Raw genomic sequence first — 22880 nt, 5'->3', positions numbered from 1 at the left:
CAGCGCCTGTGTGAGCCTGTCCTGGCGGGAGATCGGAGCGTTTCCGGATCGGGGTCCTGCTGTCGCTGGAGGTTTTTGGGGAGGCGTGGCCGCGAGCGTTTGCGCCACGCCGGACCCGCGGCCGGTAAGGGCTCTGGCGGATCAGTGGGCACATTGTTCAGCGCTCGTTCAGGTTGCCGAATAAGACGAATCTCAATCGGCCGGCGGCGGGGCGGGGGATGGGGAAAAGCTTGATTTATGACAAGGGCAAACCCCGGACCGGGCATTGCGCACCGATCCGGCCAAGTGGGTCTGGCCTCAGGTATGGGACATGATCACGTCAGCGGAAACGGTCGCCGCTGCGAACCCCGTTTTCCGCTGCCTGGCCGGCCGCACGCGAAGCCGGCCAGCCAGCGCGCGGCGAGTCAGAAGAGGAAGTACCGCTGCGCCATCGGCAGCACGTTCGCCGGCTCGCACCAGAGCAACTGGCCGTCCGCGCGCACCTGGTAGTTCTGCGCATCGACCTCGATGTGCGGCAGGTAGGCGTTGTGGATCAGGTCGGTCTTCTGCACGCTGCGGCAGCCCTTCACCACGCCGATGGCCTTGCGCAGGCCCAGCTCGTGGTGCACGCCTGCGTCGAACGCGGCCTGGCTGAGGAAGGTCAGGCTGGTGGCGTGGCGGCTGCCGGCAAAGCTTGCGAACATCGGCCGGTAGTGCACCGGTTGCGGTGTCGGGATCGAGGCGTTGGCGTCGCCCATCAGGCTTGCGGCAATGGCGCCGCCCTTGAGTATCAGGCTCGGCTTCACGCCGAAGAAGGCCGGGCGCCACAGCACCAGGTCGGCCAGTTTGCCCACTTCGATGCTGCCCACTTCATGGGCCACGCCGTGGGTGATCGCCGGGTTGATGGTGTACTTGGCGATGTAGCGCTTGGCGCGGAAGTTGTCGTTGCGCGGGCCGTCGCCGTCCAGTGCGCCGCGCTGCTGCTTCATCTTGTCGGCAGTCTGCCAGGTGCGTGTGATGACTTCGCCGACGCGGCCCATGGCCTGGCTGTCGGAGCTGATCATGCTGAAGGCGCCGAGGTCGTGGAGGATGTCCTCGGCGGCAATGGTCTCGCGGCGAATGCGCGATTCGGCGAAGGCCACGTCCTCGGCGATGCTCGGGTCCAGGTGGTGGCAGACCATGAGCATGTCCAGGTGTTCGTCGATGGTGTTGCGGGTGAAGGGACGGGTCGGGTTGGTCGAGCTGGGCAGCACGTTGGCGAAGCCGCAGGCCTTGATGATGTCCGGTGCGTGGCCGCCGCCGGCGCCTTCGGTGTGGTAGGTGTGGATGGTGCGGCCCTTGAATGCGGCCAGGGTGGTTTCGACGAAGCCGGACTCGTTCAGCGTGTCGGTGTGGATCGCCACCTGCACGTCGAGGCGGTCGGCCACCGAGAGGCAGTTGTCGATGGCCGCCGGGGTGGTGCCCCAGTCCTCGTGCAGCTTCAGGCCGATGGCGCCGGCGCGCACCTGTTCTTCCAGCGGCAGCGGCAGGCTGGCGTTGCCCTTGCCGGTGAAGCCGATGTTCATCGGGAAGGCGTCGGCGGCCTGGAGCATGCGCGCCATGTGCCACGGGCCGGAGGTGCAGGTGGTGGCCTTGGTCCCGGTGGCCGGCCCGGTACCGCCGCCGATCATGGTGGTGACCCCGCTCATCAGTGCTTCTTCGATCTGCTGCGGGCAGATGAAGTGGATGTGCGTGTCGATGCCGCCGGCGGTGAGGATCATGCCTTCGCCGGCGATCACTTCGGTGCTGGCACCCAGGGCGATGGTCACCCCGGGCTGGATGTCCGGGTTGCCGGCCTTGCCGATGGCGGTGATGCGGCCGTGCTTGAGGCCGACGTCGGCCTTGACGATGCCCCAGTGATCGAGGATCAGCGCGTTGGTGATCACCGTGTCGACGACCTGCGCGGCGCACAGCTGGCCCTGGCCCATGCCGTCGCGGATGACCTTGCCGCCGCCGAACTTCACTTCCTCGCCGTAGACGGTGAAGTCCTGCTCCACTTCGATCCACAGGCCGGTATCGGCCAGGCGCACGCGGTCGCCGACGGTGGGGCCGAACATGTCGGCGTAGGCTTGTCTGCTGATTTTCATGGCGCCTCCTGGGCTGTCCGTGCGCTGGTTCCTGCCCTCACCCCAACCCTCTCCCGGAGGGAGAGGGGGCTGATCGGCGCGCTGATTCGTCCCGCTGCAACGGGCTGCTTTTCTCCCTCTCCCCATGGGAGAGGGCTGGGGTGAGGGGCTCCTAGAGCTCGCCCATCACCCGTCCTGCAAATCCATACACCTTGCGCTCGCCGGCCAGCTCGACCAGCTCGACCTCGCGGCTCTGCCCGGGCTCGAAGCGCACCGCAGTGCCCGCCGGGATGTTCAGGCGCATGCCGCGCGCCGCGTCGCGGTCGAACAGCAGCGCGTCGTTGGTTTCGAAGAAGTGGTAGTGCGAGCCGACCTGGATGGGGCGGTCGCCACTGTTGGCCACCGTCAGGGCGAGGGTGCGGCGGCCGGCGTTGAGTTCGATGTCGCCGGGCTGGATGTCGTATTCGCCAGGGATCATGGGACGCTCCGTGGGTCGAGGATCAGTTGCATGAAGGTCAGGTCCAGCCAGCGGCCGAACTTCTGGCCCACCTGTGGCATCTGCCCGGTGGTGACGAAACCCAGGCGGTCGTGCAGGCGGATCGACGCCGTATTGCTGCTTTCGATGGCGGCGACCATCACGTGCAGGCCCTGGGCGCGGGCGCGCTCGATCAGCGCCTGCATCAGCAGCGGGCCGAGGCCCTTGCCGCGCTGGTCGGCGCGTACGTAGACCGAGTGCTCCACCGTCTCGCGGAAGCCGTCGAAGGCGCGCCACGGGCCATAGCTGGCGTAGCCCACGACCTCGCCGGCCTCTTCGGCCACCAGCACCGGGAAGCCCTGCTGCGCGCGCAGCGCAAGCCACGCGCGGCGGTTCTCCAGGTCGATGGCGACCTCGTTCCAGATCGCCGTGGTGTTGACCACGGCGTCGTTGTAGATGTCGCGCAGACTGCCGAGGTCGGCTTGGCTGGCGTCGCGGATGAGCATGTCGGGTCCTTCTTTCGGAGGGCGAATACAGCGGAGCGCGTTATTCGCCGATTGGTGCGTCAAGCGATGGGCTGGTGCACGGTGACCAGTTTGGTACCGTCCGGGAAGGTGGCTTCCACCTGAATCTCCGGGATCATTTCCGGTACGCCTTCCATCACCTGTTCGCGGCTCAGCAGCGTGGTGCCGTAGTGCATCAGCTCGGCGACCGTCTGGCCGTCGCGCGCCCCTTCCAGCAGTGCGGCGGAGATCAGCGCCACGGCTTCGGGGTAGTTGAGCTTCACCCCGCGGGCGAGGCGGCGCTCGGCGACCAGGCCGGCGGTGAAGATCAGCAGCTTGTCTTTTTCACGGGGCGTCAGGTCCATCTCAGGTGCTCCAGATTCGGGGAGGAACGGCCTCGCGGCCGAGCAGCGCGGGCCGCAGCCGGCGCCAGAGTTCGATGAGCCAGGCGCGGGCGTGCAGCGCCTCATGGGCCAGGCAGCGGGCGATGACCAGGCCGGGCAGTTGCGTGAGGTTGCCGCGGCCCTGGCAGGGAATGGCGCGGCAGGCGTCGAGCAGCGCCGCCTCGATCTGCCCGCTGGCAATCAGCGTCGCCATTACCGGGTGACTGGCCAGGCCGATGGGAGAGTCGAGCAGGCGGTCGTTGCCGGCCACGCGCTGGCGTTCGTGCCACAGGCGCTGGCCGTCGCGGCGGATATCCAGGGCGGCGGCGAAGTAACCGTCGTCGAAACGCTCGCCACTGGCCGGTCGCCCAAGGGCGACCACGTCCCAGTAGAACAGCCGGGCATCCGCTTCCAGGTCGATGCGGGTGGTCAGTTCGGTCTGCGCGCCAGAGTAGACGATGGTTTCCTGCGGCAGCCATTCCAGCGTGGCGCCGGGGGCGACGCGGATGTCCAGGTGCTGCGTCGCCGCGCAACTGGCGCGGTACCACTTGGCTGCACCCGGGCTGGTGAGTTGCGCCCAGCTTTCATCGCCGGCGTGGATGTCCAGCTTCAGGGTGTCGCCGCCGGCAATGCCGCCGGGCGGGTGCACCACGATGTGCTGGCAGACCTGCGGCCCTTCTGCGTAGAGGTGCTTCTGCACCCGCAGCGGCCCGAGATGGCGCCGGGTAACCGGCCGCGTGGTGTCGCCGAGGCGGGCGTAAGCCAGCTCCAGCTCGGCGTGCCAGGCGGGGTGGAAGAGAGTGGCCGGTGCGTTCATGGGCAGCTGCGAATCCAGGGATGCTCGTGACAGAGCAATCCGCGTGCCGGGTGCGCCAGGATAGTGCGCGATGCCTTGCGTTCGCGCTGAAGGCCGCGCGGGCCGGCGTTTCGAACCGATGCAAGGGTTTGTCCAATCGGTCAGGTATGGGCGCGGTTGCGGTGCATCATCGCATTTGGCGCACCGCATTGGTGCGGCGTTTGCCTGTAGGAGCGGGCCATGCCCGCGATCGCGCGCATGGCGCGCTCCTACAAGGGGCCGCCAGGCCGCGCAATCAATCAGCCCAGCTGCTTGCGCATGTACACGCGGCGGAAGCCGTTCTCCAGCCGGCGCGCGTATTCCTGGTAGCCATTCCTGGCGTACAGCTCGATGTTCTCCACCATGCGCTCGTTGGTGTAGAGGTACAGCGACGGGTAGCCCAGCTGCGCGGCGGCTGTCTCGGCGTGCACCAGCAACTCGCGGCCGATGCCTTGCCCTGCGCATTCGGGGAGCACGGCGATGTTGTCGAGCAGGAAGCCCTCGTCGGTCTCGCGCATCACCAGCAGGCCGACCGGCGCGCCGTCCTGTTCGGCGATCAGCACACGGTCTTCGGCGATCACCGCGTGGTAGTCATCCAACATCGGCCCCGGCTTGCGGCCAAGCTTGGGAATCCACTGGGCATAGGCCGCCGCCACGCAGACCGCGGCGAATCCGGCGTCGTCGTTGACGGCGGGGCGCAGGGTGATCGGCATGGCAGGCTCCAGAAAAAACAGGTCGGGGCCTGGCAGCTTGCCATCCACTGCCTTCCTTCGCCAGTGACAGGTCGTCTCACGATAGGGCCGTGGTTCGCGAGCAAGCTCGCTCCTACACATAGCACGCAGGCCGACCTGTAGGAGCGAGCTTGCTCGCGAACCCGCCGACAGGTGGGCTCAGATGGTCACCAAACCGCGCACGCCGTCGCTTTCCATATCCGCGCCACGCCCCTGCTGGACGATCTCCCCCCGGGACATCACCAGGTACTGGTCGGCCAGTTCCGCGGCGAAATCGTAGAACTGCTCCACCAGCAGGATGGCCATGTCGCCGCGCTCGGCGAGCGTGCGGATGACCGCGCCGATCTCCTTGATCACCGAGGGCTGGATGCCTTCGGTGGGCTCGTCGAGGATCAGCAGGCGCGGCCGGCTGGCCAGCGCGCGGCCGATGGCGAGCTGTTGCTGCTGGCCACCGGACAGGTCGCCGCCGCGGCGCTGCTTCATCTCGCGCAGCACCGGGAACAACTCGTAGATGAATTCGGGGACGACCTTGGCTTCGCCAGCGCCGAAGCGCGACAGGCCCATCAGCAGGTTTTCCTCCACCGTCAGGCGCGGGAAGATTTCCCGCCCCTGGGGCACGTAGGCGATGCCGGCATGCACGCGCTGATGCGGCTTGAAGCCGGTGATCGGCTTGCCCTCCCAGCTGACCTTGCCTTCCTTGGCCGGCACCAGGCCCATCAGGCAGCGCAGCAGGGTGGTCTTGCCCACGCCGTTGCGCCCGAGCAGGCAGGTGACCTCGCCGATCTTCGCGTCGAACGACAAGCCACGCAGGATGTGGCTGCCGCCGTAGTACTGGTGCAGTTTGTCTACTTGCAGCATGGGAGTTGCCCTTGTGGAGAGTCTTGATGATTCGTGTATGGCTGCCCTGCATCGAGAGCTGTTGGGTATCGCTTCGCTCCACACCAACCTACGCTGTGCCACCCGGCGAGATGCGTGCGTAGGATGGGTGGAGCGCAGCGATACCCATGCTGTGGAGTGAACGTCAGCGCCCCAGGTAAACCTCGATCACCTGCTCGTTCGCCTGTACGTCTTCCAGCGAACCCTCGGCCAGTACGTGGCCCTGGTGCAGCACGCTGACGTGGTCGGCGATGCTGCCGACGAAGCCCATGTCGTGCTCCACCACCATCAGCGAATGCTGGCCGGCGAGGGACTTGAACAACTCGGCGGTGAACTCGGTCTCGGCGTCGGTCATGCCCGCCACCGGCTCGTCCAGCAGCAACAGTTGCGGCTCCTGCACCAGCAGCATGCCGATCTCCAGGAACTGCTTCTGTCCGTGGGAGAGCAGCCCTGCGGGGCGGTTGCGTGACTCGCGCAGGCGGATGGTGCCGAGCACGTCCTCGATGCGGTCCTTCTGCTCGCCGGAGAGCTTCGCCCGCAGGCTCACCCACACCGACTTGTTGGTCTTCTGCGCAAGCTCCAGGTTCTCGAACACCGATAGCGCCTCGAACACCGTGGGCTTCTGGAACTTGCGGCCGATGCCGGCCTGGGCGATCTCCACCTCGCTCATGCGGGTGAGGTCGAGGGTCTCGCCGAAGAAGGCCTTGCCGCTGTCGGGGCGGGTCTTTCCGGTGATCACGTCCATCAGCGTGGTCTTGCCCGCGCCGTTGGGGCCGATGATGCAGCGCAGCTCGCCGACGCCGATGTACAGCGTGAGGTCGCGCAGGGCGCGGAAGCCGTCGAAGCTGACGTTGATGTCTTCCAGGGTGAGGATGGTGCCGTGGCGCACGTCCAGTTGGCCTCGGCTGCTTGCACCGATGCCGATGGCATCGCGGCTGGCGCCGGGGTCGCGGTTGGGATCGTAGGCCGGTTCCAGCATCAGGTGGGGGACCGCTCTCATTGTTCTTTCTCCCGCTTGATAAGGCCCAAGATGCCGCGCGGCAGATACAGGGTGACGACGATGAACAGCGCGCCGAGGAAGAACAGCCAGTACTCGGGGAAGGCCACGGTGAACCAGCTCTTCGCGCCGTTCACCACGCCCGCGCCCAGCAGCGGGCCGATCAGCGTGCCGCGCCCGCCGAGGGCAACCCAGACGGCGGCCTCGATGGAGTTGGTCGGCGACATCTCGCTGGGGTTGATGATGCCCACCAGCGGCACGAACAGCGCGCCGGCCAGGCCGCAGAGCACCGCGCTCAGGGTCCAGACGAAGAGCTTGTAGCCGCGCGGGTCGTAGCCGCAGAACATCAGGCGGTTCTCCGCGTCGCGCAGGGCGGTGAGCACGCGGCCGAACTTGCTGCGCGCCAGGGCGAAGCCGATGGCCAGGCTCGCCGCCAGCAGCAGGACGATGGCGATGAACAGCGCTGCGCGGGTGCCCGGTGCGGTGATGGAAAAGCCCAGGATGCTGCGGAAGTTGGTGAAGCCGTTGTTGCCGCCGAAGCCCGTCTCGTTGCGGAAGAACAGCAGCATGCCGGCGAAGGTCAGCGCCTGGGTCATGATCGAGAAGTACACGCCCTTGATCCGCGAGCGGAAGGCGAAGAAGCCGAACACCAGCGCCAGCAGGCCGGGCGCCAGCACCACCAGGCACAGGGCCCAGAGGAAGTGCTGGGTGCCGGCCCAGTACCAGGGCAGCTCCGTCCAGGACAGGAAGGTCATGAACGCGGGCAACTGGTCGCCGGCCGCTTCGCGCATCAGGTACATGCCCATGGCGTAGCCGCCCAGGGCGAAGAACAGCCCGTGGCCCAGCGACAGCAGGCCGGCGTAGCCCCAGACCAGGTCCAGCGCCAGCGCGACGATGGCGTAGCAGAGGATCTTGCCGGTGAGCGTCAGCCCGTAGGCGGAGAGGTGCAGCGCGTGGCCCTCTGGCAACAGGTGCAGCAGCGGCAGGATCAGCAGCGCGATGAGCGCGGCGCCGACGATGCCGGCGGTGAGTTTCGGGCCGGCCTTCTGCGCGGCCGTCACGGTGAGTGGCTGGTTCATCGTTGGGCACCCTGTAGGAGCGAGCTTGCTCGCGAACAGATTTTCCGGCGGCGCCGGAGCTGGGCGGGTTCGCGAGCAAGCTCGCTCCTACCAGAGGCAGTCGGATCGAAGCGGGGCGTTTTCATCAATCGATGACCCTCCCTTTCAGAGCGAAGAGCCCCTGCGGACGTTTCTGGATGAACAGGATGATCAGCGCGAGGATCAGGATCTTGCCCAGCACCGCGCCGATCTGTGGTTCGAGGATCTTGTTCGCCACGCCCAGGCCGAACGCGGCGAAGACGCTGCCGGCGAGCTGGCCGACGCCGCCCAGCACCACCACCAGGAAGGAGTCGATGATGTAGCTCTGGCCCAGGTCCGGGCCGACGTTGCCGACCTGCGACAGCGCCACGCCGCCCAGGCCGGCGATGCCCGATCCGAGGCCGAAGGCGAGCATGTCCACGCGGCCGGTGGGCACGCCGCAGCAGGCGGCCATGTTGCGGTTCTGGGTGACGGCGCGGACGTTCAGCCCCAGCCGCGTGCGGTTGAGCAGCAGCCAGGTGAGCGCCAGCACGAACAGCGCGAAGCCGATGATGACGATGCGGTTCCACGGCAGCACGAGGTTGGGCAGCACCTGGATGCCGCCGGACAGCCACGCCGGGTTGGCCACCTCGACGTTCTGCGCGCCGAACAGCACGCGCACCAGTTGGATCAGCACCAGGCTGATGCCCCAGGTGGCGAGCAGGGTTTCCAGCGGGCGGCCGTAGAGGTGGCGAATCACCGTACGCTCCAGCGCCATGCCGATGCACGCGGTGACGAGGAAGGCCACCGGCAGGGCGAGCAGCGGGTATAACTCCAGCACTCCAGGCGCGTAACGCTGGCAGAGCAACTGCACCACGTAGGTGGAATAGGCGCCGAGCATCAGCATCTCGCCGTGGGCCATGTTGATCACCCCGAGCAGGCCATAGGTGATCGCCAGGCCCAGGGCGGCGAGCAGCAGGATCGAGCCCAGCGACAGGCCACTGAAGGCCTGGCCGAACAGGTCGCCCATCAGCAGCCGGCGCTTGACCTGGCCGAGGCTGGTGGCGGCGGCGGTGCGCACCGAGTCGTCGGGTTCGACGGCGGGGTCGAGCAGGTTTTCCAGGCGGGTGCGCGCCTGCGGATCGCCGGACTCGCCCAGCAGGCGCACGGCGGAGAGGCGCACCGCCGGCGCGGGATCGGCCAGCTGCAGGTTGGCCAGGGCCAGTTGCAGCGCGGCCCTGACGGCGTCGTCGGACTCTTCGTTGAGGCGGTATTCGAGCAGCGTGCGTTGCGCCGGACGGGCGCTCTTCTGCAGCTGCCGCGCGGCGTCCAGGCGCACGCCTGCGCTGTCGGCGACGAGCTGGTGGCTGGCCATGGCGGTGTTCACCAGGCCGCGCAGGCGGTTGTTCAGGCGCAGCTTGTCGGGCTCGCCGACTGCCGGAGCGCCGCCCTCGGCGGGGTGGTATTGGCCGTCGTCACCCATGAGAAAGGCGCGGTTCTGCGCATCGACGGCCAGCCGCCCGGACTGGATGGCTTCCAGCAGCGGCAGGCGGTCGGCATCGGGGGCGGCGGCCCATTGTTCGAGCAGTTGGGCGCGGGCGTCGTTGTCCGCGCTGGCGAAGTCCTGCGCGGCGCTGGCGAAGGCGAGCTGCGGCAGCAGCGCGGCCAGCGTCAGGGCGCAGAAGCGGAGCAGGTGGAGCAGGGCAGTGGGCATCTTCGGAGTTCCCTGGGCAGCCGTGTGGGGCGGTTTGCCCTCTCCCTGTCCCTCTCCCTGAAGGGAGAGGGGACGTTCAGCCGACCTCGGGAGTGGTCGATTGCGCCGTGCCATCGGTTACGCGCCGAACGGCTCCCTCTCCCTTCAGGGAGAGGGCTGGGGAGAGGGGCTTTACAGACGGGTACTCAGTTGCTGCGCACCGCGTAATCCGGCTTCTTGTCGTTGCCCGGAATGAACGGGCTCCACGGCTGGGCGCGGATCGGTTCTGGGGTCTTCCAGACCACGTTGAACTGACCGTTGTCCTCGATCTCGCCGATCATCACCGGCTTGTGCAGGTGGTGGTTGGTCTTGTCCATGGTCAGGGTGAAGCCCGACGGCGCCTTGAAGGTCTGCCCGCCCATGGCCTCGCGCACCTTGTCGACATCGGTGCTGCCGGCTTTCTGCACGGCCTGCGCCCACATGTGGATGCCGACGTAGGTGGCCTCCATCGGGTCGTTGGTCACGGCGGTGCTGTAGTTGGGCAGGTTCTTGGCCTTGGCGTAGGCCTTCCAGTCGGCGACGAATTTGGTGTTTTCCGGGTTCTTCACCGACTCGAAGTAGTTCCACGCGGCCAGGTTGCCCACCAGCGGCTTGGTGTCGATGCCGCGCAGTTCTTCCTCGCCGACGGAGAAGGCCACCACCGGCACTTCGGTGGCTTCCAGGCCCTGGTTGGCCAGCTCCTTGTAGAACGGTACGTTGGAGTCGCCGTTGACGGTGGAGATCACCGCGGTCTTGCCGCCGGCGGAGAACTTCTTGATGTCGGCGACGATGGTCTGGTAGTCGCTATGGCCGAACGGCGTGTAGACCTCCTGGATGTCCTTGTCGGCCACGCCCTTGCTGTGCAGGAAGGCGCGCAGGATCTTGTTGGTGGTGCGCGGGTAGACGTAGTCGGTGCCCAGCAGGAAGAAGCGCTTGGCCGCACCGCCGTCCTCGCTCATCAGGTATTCCACCGCCGGGATGGCCTGCTGGTTCGGCGCCGCGCCGGTGTAGAAGACGTTGGGCGACATCTCTTCGCCCTCGTACTGCACCGGATAGAACAGCAGGCCGTTGAGCTCCTCGAACACCGGCAGCACCGATTTGCGCGACACGCTGGTCCAGCAACCGAAGACCACCGCGACCTTGTCCTGGGTCAGCAGCTGGCGCGCCTTCTCGGCGAACAGCGGCCAGTTGGAGGCCGGGTCCACTACCACCGCTTCGAGCTTCTTGCCGTTGACGCCGCCCTTGGCATTGATCTCGTCGATGGTCATCAGCGCCATGTCCTTGAGCGAGGTCTCGGAGATCGCCATGGTGCCGGACAGCGAATGCAGGATGCCGACCTTGATGGTCTCGGCGGCCTGGGAGCTGAACGGGAACAGACCGGTGAGCAGCAGGGCGCTCATGGCCAGCGTACTTTTCAACAGCGGACGACGTTTCATCGCGGCAGCCTCCTTGGCTATCGGGGGGGCGGGGCGTTGCCGGTGCGGCAGCGTCCCCGGAAATGGGGCGACCCTCGGTCGGGTCGCAGCTGCCATCGCAGCATCCGTGCCAAACAGGCAAAAGCCTTGGCGCAGATGGGCTGCACGCGATTTTCTGTCGTGATGGTGAGGTTTTTCAGTGCGCAGCTTTGGTGCGTCGAACGCCCTTTGCTGCGCGATGCTCCCCAAAGGTGCGCGTGGCTACGGAATGAAGTAGCCGCGCACGCCGGTCATGATGATTTGCGCGGCGAGGGCGCAGACGAACAGCCCCATCAGGCGGCTGACGATCATCAGGCCCTGCTCGCCGAGGACTTTCTCGATCTTGTCGGACAGGTACAGCGTGCCGCCCACCGTCAGGCAGGCGAGGAAGATCGCCGCCAGGGCCGACAGCTTGTGCTCCCAGTCCTGGTTCACGCCCATCACCAGCAGTGCACCGATGGTGCCGGGGCCGACGGTGATGGGGATGGTCAGCGGGACGATGGTGACGTCCTGCTGCACGTTGTCCGCCTGCACTGCCGAGCGCCCCTGGGCCATGCCCAGGGCGGAGATGAACAGGACCGAACCCGCACCGATGCGGAAGGCGTCGGCGGTGATGCCGAACAGGGTGAAGATGTAGCGCCCGAACAGGTACAGCAGCACGCTGGCGATCAGCGCCGCCAGGGCCACGCGCCAAGCCATGCGCTTGCGATCGCGCGGCGCGAAGCCGCGGTTCAGGCTGATGAAGCAGGAGAGCACGAAGAAGGGGCTGTAGAGCACCAGCATCTTCAGGTAAACGCTGAACATCACTTGCATGGGTACGACTCGTCCGGGTTGAGAGGGCGCGGCAGGGCACAGCATAGCGGTTGGGGCGGCGGGTGGCATTGCGGCGGGGCAAATGCCGCTCGGTCTATCACATAGCTTCCCTGCGCAGGGCGGTGCCTGTAGGAGCGAGCTTGCTCGCGAACGATCCCCGCTGTAGAGGTGGGTTCGCGAGCAAGCTCGCTCCTACGAAAGCAGGCCTGCAGCCTGTTAAGTCCGCGATCGATTTCGCAGCGCGCCGGAGCTGACCTGTAGGAGCAACTGCCTTTCTCAGAAAGTTTGTGCGTGGGATTTTCCCTCTCCCTAACCCTCTCCCTGAAGGGAGAGGGGACCGGTCGGCGCAGGATGTATCCATGGCGTCAGCCGGCACGAGCAGCTCCCTCTCCCTTCGGAGCGGGGCGCGCAGCCAGGGCGGGGGAGAGGGTAGGCTCTGGCACGATATTTCGGGTAGGAGCGGGCCATGCCCGCGATGGCGCCCACGGGGCGCTCCTACAGATTATCCGTGATGTCGCGGCATGGCTGACGACCTATCGCGGACGAAGTCGGCTCCTACGCTCGCCGGCGAGATCAGGAGGGAAGGGCGTCGCTCTGCTGGCGCAGGCGGCGGTCGCGCTCGCCGACCCAGTAGGCCACCAGCTCGCGCAGTTGCGACAGCTCCACCGGCTTGGCCATGTGGCCATCCATGCCGACCAGCCGCGCGCGCTCCTTGTGTTCGCTGAGGATGTGCGCAGTGAGCGCCACCACCGGGGTGTGCGGGCGCTGCTCGCTGGCTTCCCAGGCGCGCAGGCGCTCGGTGGCGGAGAAGCCGTCGAGCACCGGCATCTCGCAGTCCATCAGCACCAGGTCGTACTGCGTGGTTTTCATCGCGGCCAGGGCTTCCTCGCCGTTGCTCGCCGTATCGGGCTGCAGGTTGAGCTTGCTGAGCATGCCGCGGATGACCTTGGTGGAGATGCTGTTGTCCTCGGCGACGAGGATGCGGAAGTCGGTCGGCGGCACGTTGGACACCGGCTCGCTGGCCGGCGCGAGGTAGTTGCTCACGCCGCTCGGGCCGCGCTGCGAGAGCTCCTCGGCGAGGGTCGCCTTGAGCGTGTAGCCGGCCACCGGCTTGGCGAGAATGCGCTTGATGCCGGCGTTGCGCGCGATGATCTTGCTCGGCGCGTTGCTGATGCCGGTGAGCATGATCAGCAGGATGTCGTGGTTGAGGTTGGGGTCTTCCTGGATCTTGGTCGCCAGTTGCATGCCGGTCATGCCGGGCATGTCCTGGTCCAGCAGGACCACGTCGAAGTACTCGCGCAGGTGCGCCTTGGTGCGCAGCTGGGCCAGCGCTTCCTTGCCCGAGGATACCGCGCTGACGTTCATGCCCCAGGCGCTGCACTGCTGCACCACCACCTTGCGGCAGGTCTGGTTGTCGTCCACCACCAGCAGGCGTGCGCCCTGCAGCGGGCCGTCGAGGTCGGCGCCGCCCTGGTCGATCTGTTGAGGGTCCAGCGGCAGGCTGAGCCACAGCAGGTTGCCAGCGCCTTCGGCGCTGTGGCCGCTCTCGATGCCGCTCTCTATTCCAAACTCCCCGGACATCAGGCGGACCAGCTGGCGCGCGATGATCAGGCCGAGGCGGCTGCTCATGCGCGTGGCGGAGAGGAAGTCGCGGCTGTGCAGCTCGGCGGTCAGCAGCGCCTGGCGGTCGGCACTGTCCAGCGGGCGGCCGCTGTCCTGCACGGCGATGCGCAGGCGCGGGCGGTCCGGTGGGCCATCGAGGGCGACGACGAGCAGGATCTCGCCCTCGTCGGTCTGCTTGAAGGCGTTGTCCAGCAGGCTCAGCACGGCCTGGCGCAGGCGCGTCGGGTCGCCGCTGATGATGCGCGGCACTTGCGGCTGGGTGAAGCTGATCAGCTCGACCTTCTGCTGCTCGGCCTTGGCGCGGAAGATCGCCAGGCAGTCCTCGATCAGCGCGCCGAGGTCGAATTGCACCTCGTCCAGCTCGATCTGCCCGGACTCCAGCTTGGAGATGTCGAGAATCTCGTTGATCAGCGCGAGCAGCTCGTTGCCCGCGCTGTGGATGGTCTGCACGTAGTCGCGCTGCTTGGCCGACAGCGGCGTGCCGAGCAGCAGCTCGGTCATGCCCAGCACGCCGTTCATGGGCGTGCGGATCTCGTGGCTGATCTTTGCCAGGAAGTCGCCCTTGGCCTGCAGCTCCGCTGCGTGAGCCGCCTCGCTGGTGCGCTGCTGCAGGTTGAGCTGCTGCAACAGTCGCTGGCGCTCGGTGAGCGACACGCTGAGGATGAAGCCGGCGAGGGTGGCGAAGCTGAACACGCCCAGTACCAGCCAGCCCGGTTCCAGTTGATGGGTGCCGAACAGCACGGGCAGGAACACCAGGAAGCCACCGTTGAACACCAGCATGCCCAGGGTGACCAGGCGCGCCGGGCGGTACCCGTGGTACCAGTGCCAGGCGGCCACCAGCGGCACGCTGAGCGAGCAGAGGATCACCAGCAGATAGACTAGCCAGCTGAACCAGAACACCTGGGTGAAGGCGATGAGCATGCCGATCAGCAGGATCACCAGCCCTTCGGCCTGCAGCAGGCGATTGAGCGGGCTGTCCACGGTGCCGCGGAAGAAGCTGGCGGCAAACCCCAGCAGGCAGACGGCGGCGCCGAGTGCGCCCAGGTCGGCCACCAGCGACTGGTTGAACGTCAGCCAGGGCAGCGCGAAGGCCACCAGCCCCAGGTTGGCCGCGGCGCATAGCGCCAGCGATCCATGCATCGCCGCCAGCCACAGGCTGCTGGTGCCGCGCATGTAGGCGAAGCGGGTGAGGTTGTAGAGCATCAGCAGGAGCATGGCGCCCAGGAGCATGCCGAAGATGTACGCCGGGCGCTCCAGCGCCACCAGGCCGGCGTCGTCGATCTGCTCGAACCAGGCCATCAGCGGGTGGTTGGAGGTCATCCGCACGTACAGCGTCATCGGCTGGCCGTCGGTGGGCAGCGCGAAGAGGTACGAGCGCGAGGGCAGCGGGCGTTCCTGGAACGGCCGCAGTTCGCCGGTGTGCACCTGCTTTTGCAGCTGGCCGTCCTGCACCAGGTAGTAATCGAGGTACTGCACCCGCGGGGCGAAGATCCACAGCCAGCTGGGGCGTTGCTGCGCCGGCAGGCGCACCTGAAGCCAGACGGCCTGGGCGCTGGCGGGGTAGATGAAGGAGTGTCGGTCGAGCGGGAAGAATTGCTGTTTGCGTTGCAGGACGTCGGCGATCTGCAGTTGCGCGCTCTCGTCGCGCAAAACGTTCCATTGCGCGGTCGGCGGGGGCGTCGAGGTAGTACGCGGGACAATGGACTGCGCCGCCTGGGTTGCATCGCCATTACTCGACGCGGCCAGCGCAGGCAACAGCAGCACAAGGCTGACGAGGAGTCCTATGGCAATCCAGAGCCGACGCACGGCGAAGTCCCTTCGGTAGTGAGTGGGCAGATTATAGCCAACTGTGCTGACGGCCGTAATCCACCCGCACCCGCTGGGACCAGCCACAACGCGGCGTCCGACGGGGAACGCCGCCACCCGTCGGATTCGCGGGTTGGCCGCGCTATGCCAGGCTGCGGTAGAACTGCCGATCCGCTTCCTGCATGGGGAAGTCGTCCAGGCTCAGGTCGGTCCGGCAGCGTGGGTCGCGCAGGTAATTGCGCTTGCTGACGGTGTTCTGCTCGAAGGCGAGCGCCAGGTGGATGCGTCGCACGTCCGGGTGTTGCAGGACCTTGTCGCGGCGGATGAAGGCGGGCTCTTCCGCGGACGCTGCCCCACTGTCGTAGGCGCGCTCGCCGAGCACGAAGCTCTTGTAGCAGAGCACGCCGTTGCAGCTCATGTGGTCGCGAACGGCGTTGATGAACAGCACGCGCTGGCCGCGCGCGTCGAAGTAGTAGTCGTCGCCCGAGCCTGCGAAGCAGGCGTCGCTGCTTCGCAGCAGGTCGGTCATGTCCTGCACGTAGCGGGGGCCGTACCAGTCGTCATCATCCATGCTGCAGATGATGTCGGCGCCCCAGGCCTGGGCCAGGCGGTTGAGCCTGTTGCGCTTCTCGCCCAGCGGCGTGCGCGTGGCGAGCCAGTGGTACTCCAGGTCCGGTGCGTCGTTGAAGAACGCATGCTGGCTGCGCGTGGCGCTGTCGTCGAGAACGAACCAGCGCAGCGCGGCGCAGCTGTGCTGCTGGGCGCGGAAATAGCGCAGGCTCTGGCCGAGGAAGCGATCACGCTCATAGGTGGGAGTGACCACGGCGACCTTGAGTTCGGCCAGGGGTTTGTTCAGGCGGTGCAGCAGCATGGAGTTTCCTCGGCGATCGGTCGGTACGCCCGACCAACTCGGTATAGCGCCAAGGGCCGCGGCTGCCAATCTCTGCGGCCACACAGCAGCGTGCCTGGCGGCAACGGCGGGAGGCAGCGAATCGGCGAGGCGGCCGGCAGCCCGAAGGTATCCGTGGCGGGAAGCGGCGCAGGATGGCGAACGAGGGGCGGAGGATAACCGAGGGTTCCGGTGGCTGGGCGCCAACCCGGAAGATGCTGACTGGCAGATGGGAGGTGTCCGACCCGGACACCTCCGCTGCCTGGCGGATCAGCCTTCGCCGCGCTCGCGGGCGATGGCGCGGTAGCCGATGTCCGTGCGGTAGAAGCTGCCGTTCCAGCGAATCTTCTCGGCCAGGCGGTACGCCTGTTGCTGCGCCGAGGAGACGGTCGGGCCGATGGCGGTGGCGCACAGCACGCGGCCGCCGGCGGTGACGATCTGGCCGTCCTTCAGCGCGGTGCCGGCGTGGAACACCTTGCCGTCGAGCTGGGCGGCGTCGTCCAGGCCCTCAATGACGTCACCCTTGGCGTAGTCGCCCGGGTAGCCGCCAGCGGCGATCACCACGCCCACGGTGGGGCGCGGGTCCCAGGTGGCTTCGACCTTGTCCAGCGCCTTGGCCAGGGCGGCCTCGACCAGCAGGACCAGGGACGACTCCAGGCGGACCATGATCGGCTGGGTTTCCGGGTCGCCGAAGCGGCAGTTGAACTCGATGACCTTCGGCGCGCCGCTCTTGTCGATCATCAGGCCGGCGTAGAGGAAGCCGGTGTAGACGTTGCCTTCCTCGGCCATGCCGCGCACGGTCGGGTAAATCACTTCGTCCATCACGCGCTGGTGCACGGCCGGGGTGACCACCGGCGCCGGGGAGTACGCGCCCATGCCGCCGGTGTTCGGGCCGCTGTCGCCGTCGCCGACGCGCTTGTGGTCCTGGCTGGTGGCCATGGGCAGCACGTTCTGGCCGTCGACCATGACGATGAAGCTGGCTTCCTCGCCGTCGAGAAACTCCTCGATCACCACGCGGGAACCCGCGTCACCGAAGGCGTTGCCGGCGAGCATGTCGCGCACGGCGTCCTCGGCTTCGGCCAGGGTCATGGCGACGATCACGCCCTTGCCCGCGGCCAGGCCGTCGGCCTTGATCACGATGGGCGCACCCTTCTCGCGCAGGTAGGCCAGGGCCGGCTCGACCTCGGTGAAGTTCTGGTAATCCGCGGTGGGGATCTTGTGGCGCGCCAGGAAGTCCTTGGTGAAGGCCTTGGAGCCCTCCAGCTGCGCGGCGCCGGCGGTGGGGCCGAAGATGTCCAGGCCACGGGCGCGGAACAGGTCGACCACGCCTTTGACCAGCGGCGCCTCGGGGCCGACGATGGTCAGCTGCACGCTCTTCGCGGCGAAATCGGCCAGCTCTTCCAGGGCCAGTACGTCAATGGCGACGTTCTCGCACTTGGCTTCGGTGGCGGTGCCGGCGTTGCCCGGCGCGACGAAGACCTTCTGCACGCGCGAATCCTGCGCGACCTTCCAGGCCAGCGCGTGCTCGCGACCGCCGCTGCCGATGATGAGTACGTTCATTGGAGTTCTCCTGAACTGTTCCGGCTTGGCCGGATTGTCGGGTATCGCTTCGCTCCACCCAACCTACGAATTCTCACGACCAGTCCGCTCTTCACGACCGATCTCAAGGGGCGCGATGAAGCGGGTAGATGCAAGGCGCCCGAGCGTTCACCAAGCGGAGTTGCCTACTGGCAATGAGCATTGGGGAACGTTCGGGCAACGCAGCAGATGCCTGCTTCAGTGCGTCCGATCCACCTTAATGGCGGAAGTGGCGCATACCGGTGAACACCATCGCAATGCCGGCTTCGTCCGCTGCGGCAATCACCTCGTTGTCGCGCATCGAGCCGCCCGGCTGGATCACCGCGGTGATACCGGCCTTGGCAGCGTTGTCGATGCCGTCGCGGAACGGGAAGAAGGCGTCGGACGCCATGACCGCGCCTTTGACTTCCAGGCCGGCGTGCTCGGCCTTGATGGCGGCGATGCGGGCGGAGTTCACGCGGCTCATCTGGCCGGCGCCGACACCGACGGTCTGGCGGTTCTTGGCGTAGACGATGGCGTTGGACTTGACGAACTTGGCGACTTTCCAGGCGAAGATCAGGTCATGGATTTCCTGTTCGCTCGGGGCGCGCTGGGTGACGATCTTCAGGTCGTCGGCGGTGATCATGCCGATGTCGCGGCTCTGCACCAGCAGTCCGCCGTTGACGCGCTTGAAGTCCCAGCCCGGCGCACGCTCGGCCGGCCACTCGCCGCACTCCAGCAGGCGCACGTTGGCCTTGGCAGCGACCACGGCGCGGGCGGCTTCGGAGACTTTCGGGGCGATGATGACTTCGACAAACTGGCGCTCGACGATGGCCTGGGCGGTGTCGCCGTCCAGTTCGCGGTTGAAGGCGATGATGCCGCCGAAGGCGGATTCGGTGTCGGTGGCGTAGGCCAGGTCATAGGCCTTGCGGATGCCGCCTTCGTTTTCCGGCACCACGGCCACGCCGCACGGGTTGGCGTGCTTGACGATGACGCAGGCCGGCTTGACGAAGCTCTTCACGCACTCCAGCGCGGCGTCGGTGTCGGCCACGTTGTTGAACGACAGTTCCTTGCCTTGCAGCTGGATGGCGGTGGAGACGCTGGCCTCGCCCTTCTTCGCCTCGACATAGAAGGCCGCGCTCTGGTGCGGGTTCTCGCCGTAGCGCATTTCCTGCGCCTTGATGAACTGGCTGTTGAAGGTGCGCGGGAAGGCGCCGCGGTCTTCGGTGGAGAGGGTGTCGCGCGCCTGGTCGATGGTGCCCAGGTAGTTGGCGATCATGCCGTCGTAGGCCGAGGTGTGCTCGAAGGCTTTCAGGGCCAGGTCGAAGCGCTGGGCGTAGGTCAGGCCGCCGGCCTTCAGCGCGCCGACGATGCCGGCGTAGTCGCTGGCGTTGACCACGATGGCGACGTCCTTGTGGTTCTTCGCCGCGCTGCGGACCATGGTCGGGCCGCCGATGTCGATGTTTTCGATGGCGGTCGGCAGGTCGCAGTCGGGCTTGGCCACGGTCGCTTCGAACGGGTACAGGTTGACCGCCACCAGGTCGATCGGCTTGATGCCGTGCTGCTCCATCACCGCGCCGTCGAGGTCGCGACGGCCGAGGATGCCACCGTGGATCTTCGGGTGCAGGGTCTTCACGCGGCCGTCCATCATTTCCGGGAAGCCGGTGTAGTCGGCCACTTCCACGGCGGCGATGGCGTTGTCCTTGAGCAGCTTGTAGGTGCCGCCGGTGGACAGGATCTCCACGCCAAGGGCAGCCAGCTCACGGGCGAAATCGACGACGCCGGTCTTGTCGGAAACGCTGATCAGCGCACGGCGGACGGGCAGGCGGGTGGTTTGGTCGGTCATAACGGCTTCCACAAAGGCTTCGGGCTTTTCGCGTGTCAGGCGTGGGCCCGGCTGACCTTGCGGTCGCGGGCCCACGCCTGCCACCAGTCAGAGAAGATCGTACTGCTTGAGTTTCTTGCGCAGGGTCCCGCGGTTCAGCCCCAGCAGTTCGGAGGCTTTGGTCTGGTTACCCTTCACGTAGTTCATGACGGTTTCCAGCAGCGGCGCTTCGACTTCGCAAAGCACCATGTTGTACACGTCCGTGACCGGCTGCCCTTCGAGATGGGCGAAATAGTTGTGCAGTGCCTTTTCCACGCTGTCGCGGAGGGTCTGACCCTCCTGCGTCGGAGTGGTCAGGTGCTGTTTAAGGTTGGCGTTGTCGCTCACGGGTGTCATTCCACTCACTAATGTCTCGGTCATCGTTGTCATGCGGCCACCCCTTCTCCGTTATTGTGGCGCTCGGCGAAGAACTGCCTGACGCTGGCGCTTTGTGCATCCGTGTCCTGCAAACGATTGAACTGGGTGCGGAACTCCGCCGCGCCCGGTAGGGTTGCGAGGTACCAGCCCACATGCTTGCGGGCAATTCGCACACCCATTTCCTCCCCATAAAACGCATGCAATGCAGCGAGGTGTTCGAGCAGGATGCTCTCCACTTCGTGCAGACTCGGCGCCGGCAAGGTCTCACCGGTGCTCAGGTAATGATCGATCTCGCGGAAGATCCAGGGCCTGCCCTGGGCGGCGCGGCCGATCAGCAGGGCATCGACGCCCGTCTGCTCGAACACCTGCCGTGCCTTGCGCGGCGAATCGATATCACCGTTGGCGAAGACCGGAATCGAAACCGCCTGCTTGATCGCCGCGATGGTTTCGTACTCCGCCTCGCCGGTGTAGAGGTCGGCACGGGTCCTGCCATGGACCGCCAGCGCCTGGATGCCCGACTGCTCGGCGATCCGCGCCACCGTCACACCGTTCTTGTTCGACCGGTCCCAACCGGTGCGAATCTTCAGGGTGACGGGAACCTCTACCGCCGCGACCACCGCCTCGAGGATGTCGGCCACCAGCCGTTCATCTTTCATCAGCGCGGAACCCGCGGCCTTGTTGCACACCTTCTTTGCCGGGCAGCCCATGTTGATGTCGATGATCTGCGCGCCCAGCTCCACATTGCAGCGCGCGGCCTCCGCGAGCATCTGCGGGTCGCCGCCGGCGATCTGCACCGAACGCGGCTGGTCCTCGTGGTCGTGCTGCAGGCGCAGGCGCGACTTGCGGCTGTTCCACAGGCGAACGTCGCTGGTGACCATTTCCGAGACCACCATGCCGGCGCCGAGGCGGCGGCACAGCTGGCGGAACGGACGATCAGTGACGCCGGCCATCGGGGCCAGGATCAGTCTGTTGGGCAATGTGTAGGAGCCGATGCGTACCACCGACTGGTTTTCCATGGTCAATGGGGCACAAACACCGAGGCGCCGCGCGTTACGGACTCGCGGGTGCGTTTCGGGGCGTGCCACCGGTGCTAGCAAAAAAGGGAGGGCATGATACCCGCTCTCGATGACCGGATAAAGGCGATTTTGGATAAATTCTGAACAGCTGCGGGCTTAGCACCCAAGGTAGGAAGACGAGCGGAACTGGCGCGCTCAGGCGCTTTGAGCTACCCGCCGGGTCATTCCGGCGAGTGGAAGCTCAGGCTGTAGTTCACCGCCTTCGGGCCCGGGTCGAGGATGTCCAGGGAGATGTGGATCGGCGTCTGCGGCGGCATCTCGCTCTGCCCGGCCAGTTCGCCGGAGAGGTACTCGCTGGGCTTGAAGCGGCGGCTGGCGATCAACTGGCCGTTGAGGTCGGCGAAACGCATCTCCAGCAGCGGGAAGGGCTGGGAGAAGTTGGCGCGGTTGTAGATGATCGCGTCCACCACCAGGGCGCCGCTGAAGTCCGGGTGGCTGCGCACCACCAGGTTGCTGCTGCGGATCTGTTCCACGTCGACCTTGGAGGGCAGGGTGCAACCCAGCTCCGGGCAGACCTGGGCGAACCAGGGGCGGTACTGGTCCTGTCGGGCCAGTTCCTCGAAGTGATAGGCGATGTACTGGCCGGCGAGACCGCCCAGGGCCAGCAGCACCAGCAGCAGCCAGAACAGGCGGCGGCCCCAGCGGCGCTTGGGTTTCTGCCAGTCCAGTTGCAGGGGTTCGTCGCTCAGGTCGTGCAGGCCGTCGGTACCCAGGCCCGGCTCGGCACGGCGGCTGTCGCCGCGCGCGTCGGCCAGCGGCGGCTCGTCGTCCGGCTCGTCGACAGCGTCGGGCTCGTCGTCATCGCGGCGGGCGCTGAAGGCGGGCAGCGGTTCGTCGTCGGTCTCGGCGCGCAGGGGCGCCGGGTCGATGCGGGGTTCGTCATCGGGCTCGTGCGCGTCCGGCTCGGGCTCCTTGTCGGCCACCAGGCGTGCGCTGGCGGGCGGCTCGTCCGGCTCCTCGACGGGTAGCCGGCCGAAGCTGGGCTCCTGGCGGGTCGCGCGGCTGGCGCCATTCTGCTCTTCTTCCAGCAGGGCTTCGGCCCAGCGCTCGTCGTGCGGGTCGCGCTTCTCTTCCTGGCGGCTCTGCAGGGCCTCGCTGGGGCGCGGCGCCTTGTCGATGCTGAGAAATTCCTGGGTCAGCTCGAATTCATCGAGCTTGGCCAGTTCCTCGTCGAGGTTGAGGCTGTCCAGGTCGAGATCGTCGTGGATCCACAGCGTCTCGTCTTTTTTTGCCGGCGCGGCGACAGGCTTGGCCGGCTCGCTGCTGACGGTGGCCGCCGGGGCGATCACCGCGCTCGCCGCAACGCTGGCCGCGGGGGCGGCCGGCGGCGTGGGTTGCGCTTCGACCCTGGGCTCGGCCACAGCGGGCTTTTCCGCCACATCGCTGGAGTGCCGCGCGGCATGGGGCGCCAGCGGCCAGCCGAGGGTGGCGGTGCCGGGAGCGCTGGGGGCTGCGGGCTTTTCCGGGGTGAAGGGCGTGAAGGCCGGCGGCGGGACCGGCGCCGGGGCTTTCGCCGCGGGCGCTGCTGCCGGCGGTTGCGCCGCCGGTGCTGGCGTCGATGCCGGCGCCAGGGGCGGTTCGCCCACCAGGTTCTGCGGCGCGTTGAAGACCTTCAGGCAGGTTCCGCAGCGCACAGCACCGCTGGCCGCACCCAGTTGCGTCGCGTTGACGCGGAAACGGGTCTGGCAATGGGGGCACTGTGTGATGAAGCTGTCGCTCATGCGGCGG

At 67.0% G+C, this 22880-nt stretch carries 19 protein-coding genes; all 19 read right to left on the bottom strand.

All coding sequences use genetic code 11. The annotated features are described in order from the left end of the window. Positions 1 to 404: 404 nt before the first annotated feature. The 19 genes from ureC to N0B71_RS04790 all read right to left on the bottom strand — a co-directional run bounded on the left by ureC (position 405) and on the right by N0B71_RS04790 (position 22873). Entirely contained in the window at positions 405 to 2105 is a 1701-nt protein-coding gene (ureC, locus tag N0B71_RS04880) for an urease subunit alpha (protein WP_259757580.1), read from the bottom strand. Positions 2106 to 2256: 151 nt separating this feature from the next. After that, positions 2257 to 2562: an urease subunit beta gene (locus N0B71_RS04875; protein ID WP_259757579.1), complete on the bottom strand. Its 306-nt coding sequence runs from the start codon at positions 2560 to 2562 to the stop codon at positions 2257 to 2259. Next, on the bottom strand, positions 2559 to 3065 hold the full coding sequence (locus N0B71_RS04870; protein WP_259757578.1) for a GNAT family N-acetyltransferase: 507 nt from the start codon (positions 3063 to 3065) through the stop codon (positions 2559 to 2561). The genes N0B71_RS04875 and N0B71_RS04870 overlap by 4 nt, the downstream gene beginning before the upstream one ends. A gap of 59 nt (positions 3066 to 3124) precedes the next feature. Next, positions 3125 to 3427 (bottom strand): urease subunit gamma, encoded by a 303-nt coding sequence (gene ureA, locus N0B71_RS04865; RefSeq protein ID WP_259757577.1) that lies wholly within the window; start codon positions 3425 to 3427, stop codon positions 3125 to 3127. Between the two features lies 1 nt (position 3428). Next, on the bottom strand, positions 3429 to 4262 hold the full coding sequence (locus N0B71_RS04860) for an urease accessory protein UreD (RefSeq protein ID WP_259757576.1): 834 nt from the start codon (positions 4260 to 4262) through the stop codon (positions 3429 to 3431). Positions 4263 to 4540: 278 nt separating this feature from the next. Then, positions 4541 to 4993: a GNAT family N-acetyltransferase gene (locus tag N0B71_RS04855; protein ID WP_259757575.1), complete on the bottom strand. Its 453-nt coding sequence runs from the start codon at positions 4991 to 4993 to the stop codon at positions 4541 to 4543. Positions 4994 to 5170: 177 nt separating this feature from the next. Further along, complete coding sequence (urtE, locus tag N0B71_RS04850; RefSeq protein ID WP_259757574.1) at positions 5171 to 5869, bottom strand: urea ABC transporter ATP-binding subunit UrtE; 699 nt, start codon at positions 5867 to 5869, stop codon at positions 5171 to 5173. A 163-nt stretch (positions 5870 to 6032) separates the two neighbouring features. Then, positions 6033 to 6887, bottom strand: coding sequence for an urea ABC transporter ATP-binding protein UrtD (urtD, locus tag N0B71_RS04845; RefSeq protein WP_259757573.1), 855 nt, complete (start codon positions 6885 to 6887; stop codon positions 6033 to 6035). Beyond that, on the bottom strand, positions 6884 to 7963 hold the full coding sequence (gene urtC / locus N0B71_RS04840) for an urea ABC transporter permease subunit UrtC (protein WP_259757572.1): 1080 nt from the start codon (positions 7961 to 7963) through the stop codon (positions 6884 to 6886). The genes urtD and urtC overlap by 4 nt, the downstream gene beginning before the upstream one ends. Positions 7964 to 8087: 124 nt before the next feature. After that, entirely contained in the window at positions 8088 to 9674 is a 1587-nt protein-coding gene (gene urtB, locus N0B71_RS04835) for an urea ABC transporter permease subunit UrtB (RefSeq protein ID WP_259757571.1), read from the bottom strand. 185 nt (positions 9675 to 9859) lie between these two features. Beyond that, positions 9860 to 11128: an urea ABC transporter substrate-binding protein gene (gene urtA / locus N0B71_RS04830; RefSeq protein WP_259757570.1), complete on the bottom strand. Its 1269-nt coding sequence runs from the start codon at positions 11126 to 11128 to the stop codon at positions 9860 to 9862. A 240-nt stretch (positions 11129 to 11368) separates the two neighbouring features. After that, a complete protein-coding gene (locus tag N0B71_RS04825; protein ID WP_259757569.1) occupies positions 11369 to 11959 on the bottom strand; it encodes a MarC family protein in 591 nt (196 codons plus the stop codon). 573 nt (positions 11960 to 12532) lie between these two features. Continuing rightward, positions 12533 to 15388 (bottom strand): hybrid sensor histidine kinase/response regulator, encoded by a 2856-nt coding sequence (locus tag N0B71_RS04820; RefSeq protein WP_259757568.1) that lies wholly within the window; start codon positions 15386 to 15388, stop codon positions 12533 to 12535. A gap of 142 nt (positions 15389 to 15530) precedes the next feature. After that, positions 15531 to 16259, bottom strand: a complete 729-nt coding sequence (locus N0B71_RS04815) for a glycosyltransferase family 2 protein (RefSeq protein ID WP_259757567.1) — start codon at positions 16257 to 16259, stop codon at positions 15531 to 15533. 288 nt (positions 16260 to 16547) lie between these two features. After that, positions 16548 to 17837 carry a phosphoribosylamine--glycine ligase gene (purD, locus tag N0B71_RS04810; RefSeq protein ID WP_259757566.1) on the bottom strand — a complete coding sequence of 430 codons (1290 nt, stop codon included), beginning with the start codon at positions 17835 to 17837 and terminating at the stop codon, positions 16548 to 16550. A 235-nt stretch (positions 17838 to 18072) separates the two neighbouring features. Further along, on the bottom strand, positions 18073 to 19680 hold the full coding sequence (purH, locus tag N0B71_RS04805; protein WP_259757565.1) for a bifunctional phosphoribosylaminoimidazolecarboxamide formyltransferase/IMP cyclohydrolase: 1608 nt from the start codon (positions 19678 to 19680) through the stop codon (positions 18073 to 18075). A gap of 87 nt (positions 19681 to 19767) precedes the next feature. Further along, on the bottom strand, positions 19768 to 20088 hold the full coding sequence (gene fis, locus N0B71_RS04800; RefSeq protein ID WP_026078947.1) for a DNA-binding transcriptional regulator Fis: 321 nt from the start codon (positions 20086 to 20088) through the stop codon (positions 19768 to 19770). Continuing rightward, on the bottom strand, positions 20085 to 21092 hold the full coding sequence (gene dusB / locus N0B71_RS04795; protein ID WP_259757563.1) for a tRNA dihydrouridine synthase DusB: 1008 nt from the start codon (positions 21090 to 21092) through the stop codon (positions 20085 to 20087). The genes fis and dusB overlap by 4 nt, the downstream gene beginning before the upstream one ends. A gap of 221 nt (positions 21093 to 21313) precedes the next feature. Then, positions 21314 to 22873 (bottom strand): DUF3426 domain-containing protein, encoded by a 1560-nt coding sequence (locus tag N0B71_RS04790; RefSeq protein WP_259757562.1) that lies wholly within the window; start codon positions 22871 to 22873, stop codon positions 21314 to 21316. Positions 22874 to 22880 lie beyond the last annotated feature (7 nt).

The sequence above is a fragment of the Pseudomonas sp. GCEP-101 genome (assembly GCF_025133575.1).
Taxonomy (GTDB): Bacteria; Pseudomonadota; Gammaproteobacteria; order Pseudomonadales; family Pseudomonadaceae; genus Pseudomonas; species Pseudomonas nitroreducens_B.
This window is presented reverse-complemented; position numbering and strand designations above follow the sequence as displayed.

What these genes read in the sequence shown, in the direction of transcription:
- N0B71_RS04855 (WP_259757575.1), bottom strand. Translation starts at nt 4,993, where the DNA reads ATGCCGATCACCCTGCGCCCCGCCGTCAACGACGACGCCGGATTCGCC.
- N0B71_RS04790 (WP_259757562.1), bottom strand. Translation starts at nt 22,873, where the DNA reads ATGAGCGACAGCTTCATCACACAGTGCCCCCATTGCCAGACCCGTTTC.
- urtE (WP_259757574.1), bottom strand. Translation starts at nt 5,869, where the DNA reads ATGCTGCAAGTAGACAAACTGCACCAGTACTACGGCGGCAGCCACATC.
- fis (WP_026078947.1), bottom strand. Translation starts at nt 20,088, where the DNA reads ATGACAACGATGACCGAGACATTAGTGAGTGGAATGACACCCGTGAGC.
- ureC (WP_259757580.1), bottom strand. Translation starts at nt 2,105, where the DNA reads ATGAAAATCAGCAGACAAGCCTACGCCGACATGTTCGGCCCCACCGTC.
- urtA (WP_259757570.1), bottom strand. Translation starts at nt 11,128, where the DNA reads ATGAAACGTCGTCCGCTGTTGAAAAGTACGCTGGCCATGAGCGCCCTG.
- dusB (WP_259757563.1), bottom strand. Translation starts at nt 21,092, where the DNA reads ATGGAAAACCAGTCGGTGGTACGCATCGGCTCCTACACATTGCCCAAC.
- purH (WP_259757565.1), bottom strand. Translation starts at nt 19,680, where the DNA reads ATGACCGACCAAACCACCCGCCTGCCCGTCCGCCGTGCGCTGATCAGC.
- urtD (WP_259757573.1), bottom strand. Translation starts at nt 6,887, where the DNA reads ATGAGAGCGGTCCCCCACCTGATGCTGGAACCGGCCTACGATCCCAAC.
- N0B71_RS04815 (WP_259757567.1), bottom strand. Translation starts at nt 16,259, where the DNA reads ATGCTGCTGCACCGCCTGAACAAACCCCTGGCCGAACTCAAGGTCGCC.
- N0B71_RS04870 (WP_259757578.1), bottom strand. Translation starts at nt 3,065, where the DNA reads ATGCTCATCCGCGACGCCAGCCAAGCCGACCTCGGCAGTCTGCGCGAC.
- N0B71_RS04825 (WP_259757569.1), bottom strand. Translation starts at nt 11,959, where the DNA reads ATGCAAGTGATGTTCAGCGTTTACCTGAAGATGCTGGTGCTCTACAGC.
- purD (WP_259757566.1), bottom strand. Translation starts at nt 17,837, where the DNA reads ATGAACGTACTCATCATCGGCAGCGGCGGTCGCGAGCACGCGCTGGCC.
- urtB (WP_259757571.1), bottom strand. Translation starts at nt 9,674, where the DNA reads ATGCCCACTGCCCTGCTCCACCTGCTCCGCTTCTGCGCCCTGACGCTG.
- N0B71_RS04875 (WP_259757579.1), bottom strand. Translation starts at nt 2,562, where the DNA reads ATGATCCCTGGCGAATACGACATCCAGCCCGGCGACATCGAACTCAAC.
- ureA (WP_259757577.1), bottom strand. Translation starts at nt 3,427, where the DNA reads ATGGACCTGACGCCCCGTGAAAAAGACAAGCTGCTGATCTTCACCGCC.
- N0B71_RS04860 (WP_259757576.1), bottom strand. Translation starts at nt 4,262, where the DNA reads ATGAACGCACCGGCCACTCTCTTCCACCCCGCCTGGCACGCCGAGCTG.
- urtC (WP_259757572.1), bottom strand. Translation starts at nt 7,963, where the DNA reads ATGAACCAGCCACTCACCGTGACGGCCGCGCAGAAGGCCGGCCCGAAA.